The sequence below is a fragment of the Actinomycetospora succinea genome, from assembly GCF_004363095.1.
Taxonomy (GTDB): Bacteria; Actinomycetota; Actinomycetes; order Mycobacteriales; family Pseudonocardiaceae; genus Actinomycetospora; species Actinomycetospora succinea.
Window position 1 is genome coordinate 151,902 of sequence record NZ_SNYO01000013.1, and the last position, 7,687, is coordinate 159,588.

8 protein-coding genes are annotated in these 7,687 nt (G+C 74.0%); 3 read left to right on the forward strand and 5 right to left on the reverse strand.

The genetic code is table 11. The features are described from left to right. Window positions 1-15: 15 nt before the first annotated feature. The gene (locus tag EV188_RS29085) at window positions 16-507 is read left to right on the forward strand and encodes a methylated-DNA--[protein]-cysteine S-methyltransferase (RefSeq protein WP_208114416.1); all 492 of its coding nucleotides are present in this window, start codon (window positions 16-18) and stop codon (window positions 505-507) included. 353 nt (window positions 508-860) lie between these two features. On the opposite strand, the gene EV188_RS29090 is transcribed toward EV188_RS29085, so the two are convergent. Genes EV188_RS29090 through EV188_RS29100 form a run of 3 tightly spaced genes read right to left on the reverse strand, consistent with a single transcriptional unit; the run spans window position 861 to window position 3,505 of the window. Beyond that, window positions 861-1,664: an SDR family NAD(P)-dependent oxidoreductase gene (locus EV188_RS29090; protein ID WP_133829823.1), complete on the reverse strand. Its 804-nt coding sequence runs from the start codon at window positions 1,662-1,664 to the stop codon at window positions 861-863. 1 nt (window position 1,665) lies between these two features. Next, window positions 1,666-2,517 (reverse strand): 3-hydroxyacyl-CoA dehydrogenase family protein, encoded by an 852-nt coding sequence (locus EV188_RS29095; RefSeq protein ID WP_133829824.1) that lies wholly within the window; start codon window positions 2,515-2,517, stop codon window positions 1,666-1,668. A gap of 55 nt (window positions 2,518-2,572) precedes the next feature. Continuing rightward, complete coding sequence (locus EV188_RS29100; RefSeq protein ID WP_133829825.1) at window positions 2,573-3,505, reverse strand: LysR family transcriptional regulator; 933 nt, start codon at window positions 3,503-3,505, stop codon at window positions 2,573-2,575. Window positions 3,506-3,624: 119 nt separating this feature from the next. On the opposite strand from EV188_RS29100, the gene EV188_RS29105 reads away from it, so the two are divergent. Further along, window positions 3,625-4,827 (forward strand): MFS transporter, encoded by a 1,203-nt coding sequence (locus EV188_RS29105; protein ID WP_166660151.1) that lies wholly within the window; start codon window positions 3,625-3,627, stop codon window positions 4,825-4,827. Between the two features lie 44 nt (window positions 4,828-4,871). Here the strand turns inward: EV188_RS29105 and EV188_RS29110 are convergent, their stop codons facing one another. Both EV188_RS29110 and EV188_RS29115 read right to left on the reverse strand, forming a co-directional pair. Then, a complete protein-coding gene (locus EV188_RS29110; RefSeq protein ID WP_133829826.1) occupies window positions 4,872-5,804 on the reverse strand; it encodes an AEC family transporter in 933 nt (310 codons plus the stop codon). 60 nt (window positions 5,805-5,864) lie between these two features. After that, a complete protein-coding gene (locus EV188_RS29115; RefSeq protein WP_133829827.1) occupies window positions 5,865-6,782 on the reverse strand; it encodes an AEC family transporter in 918 nt (305 codons plus the stop codon). Window positions 6,783-6,837: 55 nt separating this feature from the next. On the opposite strand from EV188_RS29115, the gene EV188_RS29120 reads away from it, so the two are divergent. Continuing rightward, on the forward strand, window positions 6,838-7,599 hold the full coding sequence (locus EV188_RS29120) for an SDR family NAD(P)-dependent oxidoreductase (protein WP_133829828.1): 762 nt from the start codon (window positions 6,838-6,840) through the stop codon (window positions 7,597-7,599). The last annotated feature ends 88 nt before the right edge of the window (window positions 7,600-7,687 follow it).

Genomic DNA, 7,687 nt, shown 5'->3' on the forward strand with positions numbered 1-7,687 from the left:
GGTAGACCGGGACGCGTGCGCTGCTTCCGCGTCGTCGAGAGCCCCATCGGCCCGCTCACCCTGACCTGGGACACCGACCGCGACGCCGTCTCCGGCCTGCACGTCCACGACCAGCGGGAACGCGACGCCGACCCGGCCTTCGGCCACCCCGACGGCGGCACGTGCGCCGGGCTCGACGACCTCGAGGGCGAGCTCGGCGAGTACTTCGCCGGTGACCGACGCCGCTTCGACGTGCCCGTCGACCCGCCCGGCACCCCGTTCTCGCGCGCCGTCTGGGCCGCGCTGGGCGACGTGCCCTACGGCGAGGTGACGACGTACGGCGCGCTCGCGGCGGCGATCGGACGGCCGCGGGCGGCCCAGGCCGTCGGCACGGCGAACGCGCGCAATCCGGTCAGCCTGCTCGTTCCGTGTCACCGGGTCGTCAACGCCGCCGGCCGTCCCTCGGGTGGGGGACCCGGCGTCGAACGCAAGCGATTGCTGTTGGCGCTGGAGCGTCGAACCCCTTGACCCCGGGCGCGCGGTGAGTACCGTCGGACGGGTCGCTGTGGTGCCGATCACACGAGCTGAGGGCTGATCCGCACCGCGCCAGCGCATCAGTGGAATGACCGGGAAGAGGTGATGGATTGGACGCAGGGAAGACCCCGCACCGCATCACTGGACCCGGTCGACCCGGCGCCGCACCGCGCACGGGAGCTGATCCACACCAGACTCCACGCCGCTGAGCGCAGACAAGCGGTCGGTGGGACGACCGGGACCGTGCGGGTCCCGAGCTGACACTTCCTCCCAGATCACGAACCGGCGTCCCGATCACGGGGCGCCGGTTCGTGCATGTGTGGGGGGATTCTCCTCGGCGCGACCGGCTAGTAGTGCACGACGCCCCGCTCGCCGCCCGCGGCCGCGACGGCGCCGCCGGTGACCGCGACGGCCCGGGGCGAGGCGAGGAAGACGACGACGTCGGCCACCTCGTCCGCGGTCATGATCCGGCCCAGGCTGGTGCCCTTCGCCAGCTCCCCGCGCACCTCGTCCTCCGAGAGGCCGCTCGCCGCCATCCGGTCGGCGATCATGCCGGCCGTCCGCTCGGTCTCGGTGTAGCCCGGGTGCACGACGACGACGCCGACACCGTGGGGGCCCAGCTCGTCGGCGAGGTTGGCGGTCAGCGCGGCGACGCCGACGTTGCGGATCGTCCCCGCGATCGACCCCGTGCGGCGCGCGTTGAGGCCCGAGACGTTGACGATCCGGCCCCAGCCCTGCGCGGTCATGTGCGGCGCCACGGCGCGCGCGGTGCGCAGGTAGCCGAGGACCTTGGTGTCGACCTCGGAGAGCACCGCGTCGTCGGTGAGCTCGGTCAGCGGGGGGATCGGGGCGCCGCCCGCCGGGCGCGCGGCGGCGTTGACCAGCACGTCGACGCCACCGAGCTCGTCGACGACCCGCGCGACCATGGCCCGCACCGACACGTCGTCGGTGGTGTCCGCGGCGATCGGCAGCACCGTCGACGCCGGCCCGGCCGAGCGCACCCGCCCGGCCGCCGTCTCCAGCGCCTCGGCGTCGCGCGCGACGAGCACGACGTGCGCGCCCTCGGTGGCGAGCTCCCGCGCGCACGACAGGCCGATGCCGCGCGAGGCGCCGGTGACGATCGCGACCCGTCCGGCGAGTCCCAGCTCCACGTCAGCTCCAGTCGTAGAAGCCGCGCCCGGACTTCTGTCCGAGCTCGCCGCGCGCGACCTTGTCCCGCAGCAGCTGGGGCGGCTCGAAGCGCGGGCCCAGCTCGCGGGTCAGGTGCTCGGCGATCGCGAGGCGCACGTCGAGCCCGACGACGTCGGTCAGGCGCAGCGGGCCCATCGGCCAGCGGTAGCCCAGCTGCATGCCGGTGTCGATGTCCTCCGGGCTCGCCACGCCCTCCTCGACCATCCGGATCGCCTCGAGCCCGACGGTCAGGCCGAGCCGCGAGGTGGCGAAGCCGGGGGCGTCGTTGACGACGATCGCGGTCTTGCCCAGCGCCTCGACCCACCCGCGGGTCTCGGCGGTCGTCTCCTCCGACGTCCCCGGGTGCACCACCAGCTCGACGAGCTTCTGGGCGGGCACCGGGTTGAAGAAGTGCATGCCGATGACGCGGTCGCCGGGCAGGTCCGCGGCGATCGCGCCGATCGAGAGCGACGAGGTGTTCGACGCCAGCACCGCGGCCGGGCAGGCGCGCGCGGCCCCGCCCAGCACGGCCTGCTTGATGTCGACGCGCTCGGGCACGGCCTCGACGACGAGCGCGGTGTCGCCGGGCAGCTCGTCGACGCTGGTGGACATCGTCAGGCGCCCCAGCAGGTCGTCGCGCCCCACGCCCTCGGGGAGCTTGCCGCGCTGCGCGGCGCCGTCGAGGCTCGTCTCCACGGCGCGGCGCGAGGCGTCGACCCGGTCCGCGTCCGCCTCCACGAGGGTCACCGGGCTCCCGGCGGCGAGCAGGACGTGGGCGATCCCGGCGCCCATCGTCCCGCCGCCGATGACGGCGCTCGTCGGGCGTGCATCCATGCGGGGTGACCTCCTGGTCGTTCGTGCCGTGACGTTGCGGGGCGGGCAGCCCGTGTCATAGCACGGCGGGCCCGTGCAGCGCCGCCGCGACGTGGTCGGGCAGCAGGACCGCGTGGCGCGCGACGTCGGCGACGAAGCGGTTGGTGAGCGCGTCCGGTTCGGCGCCGGTGTAGGCCGCGAGCTCGCGCTCGACGCGGGGGAGCGGGCGGGCGATGGTGCCCGCGAACTGCGGCGGGACGATCGCCGCCGGCACCAGCGACGGCCCGATCCCCGCCGCGGTCAGCAGCGGGGCGACGGCGGTCTGCTCGGTGCGCACGGCGACCTGCGGGCGGAAGCCGGCCTGCTCGCACGCGTCGAGCAGGACGTCGGCGAGCGCGTGGTCCGGCGCGTACTGGACCCACGGGACGTGCTCGAGGCGGCTGAGCGCGATCTCGCCGGCCGCCGGGGCCATGACGTCGTCGGGACCCAGGTTGGGCGGCAGGAGCACGACCATCTCCTCGTGCCCGAGGGCGCGCAGGCGCCCCCGCCACTGCGCCGGCACCGGCCCGACGCCGATGTCGGCCTGGCCCTCCCGGACGGCGGTGGCGAGCGTGTCGCCGTGGCGGTGCTCGAAGAGCCGCACCGTGACGTCGGGGTTCTCCGCGCGCCAGCGCCGCAGCACCCCCGGCAGCAGGCCGAGGCTCACCGAATAGACGCACGCGATGCGCAGCTCGCCGCCCTCGGAGCCGGTGACCTGCCGGGCCGCGGCGCTGCCGCGCTCGGCCGCGACGACGGCGGCGCGGGCGTGGGGGAGCAGGGCCCGCCCGGTCGGGGTGAGAGACACCGCACGCGGGAGGCGGCTGAACAGTGATCCGCCCAACTCCTTCTCGAGCGCCGCGATCTGCTGGGAGAGGCCCGGCTGGGAGACGAACAGGCGGTCAGCCGCCCGCGTGAACGACCCCTCGTCGACGACGGCGACGAACGACTCGAGCTGGCGCAGCGTCGGCATCAGGTCAGCTTATGCGATCTCGTGCTGAGCTTCTTCGACTTATGGCGCCTGGGCTCGGACGGTGGACGACGTCGGATGAAGACCACTCGTCCCGCAGTCGTTCCCCCTAGGAGCTCCCCGTGCCTCTGGCTCTGCTCGCCCTCGCCCTGGGCACCTTCGGCATCGGCACCACCGAGTTCGTGATCATGGGCTTGCTGCCCGAGGTCGCGGACGGTCTCGGCGTCTCGGTCTCCGAGGCCGGCCACCTCATCTCCGCCTACGCCGCCGGCGTCGTGGTCGGCGCACCCCTGCTCGCCGGCGCGACCGTGAAGCTGCCCCGGCGCACCGTGCTGATGTCGCTGATGGGCGTCTTCGCGCTCGGCAACCTCGCCTCCGCGATCGCCCCCGAGATCGGGTCGCTGATGGCGATCCGCTTCCTGACCGGCCTCCCGCACGGCGCGTTCTTCGGCGCCGCGTCCGTGGCCGCGGCGAGCATGGTCGGCCGCGACCGCCGCGCCACCGCCGTCTCGCGCGTCTTCCTGGGCCTGACCATCGCCAACGTCGTCGGCGTGCCGCTCGGCACCCTGCTCGGCCAGGCCGCCGGCTGGCGCGCCACGTTCGGCGTCGTCGGCGTCATCGGGCTGGTCGCCGTGGCCGGCATCGCCGCGTTCGTCCCCGCCGCCGCCCCCGCCGCGACCGGCAAGGGCGCGCTGCGCTCCGAGGTCGCGACCCTGCGCCACCCGCAGGTCGTGCTCTCGCTGGCCGCCGTGGTCTTCGGCTTCGGCGCGATGTTCGCCTGCTACAGCTACGTGACCCCGATGCTCACCGAGGTCGGCGGCTTCTCCACCGCCACCGTGACGCTGCTGCTCGCCGTGGTCGGGCTCGGCATGACCGCGGGCTCCGTGCTCGGCGGGCGCGCCGCCGACCGGGCGCCCATGGCCACCCTCTACGTCTGCCTGCTGGCGCTGGCCGGCGTGCTCGTGAGCTTCGTGGTCACCGTGCACCACCCGGTGCTCGCGATCCTGTCGCTGTTCGGGGCGGGCATGTTCTCGCTGGCCCTGGGCCCGGCGATCCAGACCCGCATCCTCGACCTCGTCGGCGACGCGCCCACGATGGCCTCGGCGGCGATCCAGTCGGCGTCGAACATCGCCAACTCGCTCGGCGCCTGGCTCGGCGGCATGGTCATCGCCGCGGGCCTGGGCTACCTCGCCCCGACGATCGTCGGCGCCACCCTCGCCGTCGTCGGCCTGGCGGTGCTGATGCTCTCGGGCGGCCTCGAGGTCCGCGGCCGCCGCCGGTCGGCCGCCGTCGAGGCACCCGAACGCGAACTCGTGCCGGCCTGACGGAGTATGTGAGCGAAATTCCCGGCGATAGCCGGGAATTTCGCTCACATCAGGGCCGCCACCCCAAGGACGCCCAGCAGGACCGGGACGCTGACGACCGTCGAGACGAGCGCGCTGTCGCGCGCCAGGCTCGTCCCGGCGCCGTAGCGCACCGCGTACCCGAAGACGTTCTGCGCGGTCGGCAGCGCGGCCATGACGACGACGGCGACCAGCTCGTCGCCGTCGATCCCCAGCAGCATCGCGAGCCCCAGCGCCGCGGCCGGCTGCACGAGGTTCTTCAGCACCACCACCGTCCCGAGCACCACCGGGTCCTCGTCGCGGCCCGGCCGGTGCGCCGAGACCAGCGAGATGCCGAACGCGAACAGCATCGCCGGCACCGCGAAGTCGCCGATCATCTCGACCGGCGCGGTCACGAACTCCGGCAGCTCGACGCCCGTGAGCGCCACGGCGATGCCGAGCGCGGTGGCGATCGCCAGCGGGTTGCGGGCCGGCGCGGTCAGCGTCCAGGCGTACGACGGCCGCCGGCCCTCCGCCCGCGCGCCCTGCACGTCGAGGATCGTCGTGAACACCGGCGTGAGCAGCGCCAGCTGGAAGATCAGCGCCGGGGCCACGTCGGCGGGGCTGGACAGGGCGTAGATCGCGATCGGCAGCCCGAGGTTGCCGGCGTTGACGTAGCCCGCGGCCATCGACCCGACGGTCGTCTCCATCGGGTCGCGGCCCCGCCGGCGGGCGATCGGCACGAACAGCAGGCACATCAGGGCCGCGCTCGCGCCGACGACCACCAGCGACCACGAGAAGATCTCGCCGGGGTCGGCGTCGGCGAGCGTGTGGAACAGCAGCGCCGGCGTCGCGACGAAGAAGGCCGCGCGCGAGAGCACCGACGTCGCGTTCTCGCCGAGCACGTCCCGGCGTCCCAGCACGTAGCCGAGCGCGATCGCGATGCCGATGACGAGGAAGCCCTGCAGTACTCCGGACACGCGGACGAGGCTTGCCCGGTCGCAGCGCACTCAACCGTTCGGCGTAGCGCGCGTCACGCGTCAGAGGGCGACGACGAGCAGCACCGGCACGCTCACGACGGTCGTGATCAGTGCCGCGTCGCGGGCGAGCGGCACCCCCGTCGCGAAGCGCACGGCGTAGCCGAAGACGTTCTGCGCGGTCGGCAGGGCCGCGCTCACCACCACCGCCAGCAGCGCCGGGCCCTCGAGCCCGAACGTCGACCCGATCAGCCAGGCCAGGAACGGGTGCACGAGGTTCTTGAGCACGATCACCGCGCCGAGGCACACCGGGTCGTCGTCGCGCCCGGGCCGCTGGGCGTGCGCGAGCGAGAGCCCGAACGCCAGCAGCATCGCCGGCACGGCCAGGTCGGCGAGCAGCTCGACGGGCTGGAGCAGGCTCTCGGGCACGGAGACCCCGGCCACGTTGAGCAGCAGGCCCGCGACGGTCGCGAGCAGCAGCGGGTTGCGCAGTGGCGCGAGCAGCGCCCCACCGATCCCGGGGTCCTCGCCGCGGCGCCGGGCGGCGACGACGTCGAGCAGCGTCGTGTACGCGGGCGTCAGCACGGCCAGCTGGAAGATCAGCGACGGCGCGATCTCGGCGGCGCTGCCGAGCGCGTAGGTGGCGATCGGGATGCCGAGGTTGCCGGCGTTGAGGTAGCCGCTGGCCATCGAGCCGACGACCGTCTCGCCGCGTGGGCGGCGGCGCAGCACGCCGACCGGGATGTAGAGCAGGCACACCGCGACGGCCGCGAGCGCGGTGACGACCAGCCCCGTCGAGAGCACCCGCGCCACGTCGGCGCGCAGCAGCGTGACGAACAGCAGCGCGGGGCTGGCCACGAAGAACGCGGTGCGCGAGAGCGTCTCGGTGGCCCCCTCGGGCAGCACGCCGAACCGTCCGACGACCACGCCGACGGCGACCACGACGCCGATGACGAGGAAGCCCTCCAGCACTCCGCTCACCCGCACATCACCGCCCGAGCCTAGGGAGCGGACCGTGCCCTACGGTCCTGGGACCATGGGCATCCTCGATCGCTTCCGGCTCGACGACCGCGTCGCCGTGATCACCGGCGCCTCCTCCGGGCTGGGCGTGGTGTTCGCCACCGCCCTGGCCGAGGCGGGCGCCGACGTCGTCCTCGGGGCGCGGCGCACCGAGAAGCTGGAGGACACACGCAAGGCGGTGGAGGAGCGCGGCCGGCGCTGCGTCACCGTGCGCACCGACGTCTCGTCGCCCGAGGACTGCCGGGCGCTCGCCGACGCCGCGGTGAACGAGCTCGGGCGCCTCGACGTGCTGGTCAACAACGCCGGCATCGGCACCGCCTACCCCGCCACCAAGGAGACCCCGGAGCAGTTCCGCGAGGTCATCGACATCAACCTCAACGGCAGCTATTGGATGGCACAGGCCGCGGTACGCCACATGCAGGCCGGCGGCTCCATCATCAACGTCTCGAGCATCCTCGCGCTGACCACGGCGGGCCTGCCGCAGGCCGCGTACGCGTCGTCGAAGGCCGGGGTCATCGGGCTCTCCCGCGACCTGGCCCAGCAGTGGACGCCCCGCAAGGGCATCCGGGTCAACGCGCTCGCCCCGGGGTTCTTCACCTCGGAGATGACCGACAGTTACCACGAGGGCTACCTCGAGACGATGATGCCGCGGGTGCTGACGGGGCGGATCGGCGATCCCGAGGAGCTCGCCGCGGCCCTGGTGTTCCTCGCCTCCGACGCGGGGTCGTACGTCACGGGGACCACGCTCACGGTGGACGGGGGCGTCACGACCACCTAGACATCCCACGGTCGTAGGAGGTCAAGCCGCGGGGGCGTTTGTCTTGTCTGTAGCCGCGGGCCAGGCGGTGGCTTCGTTGTAGGGCTGC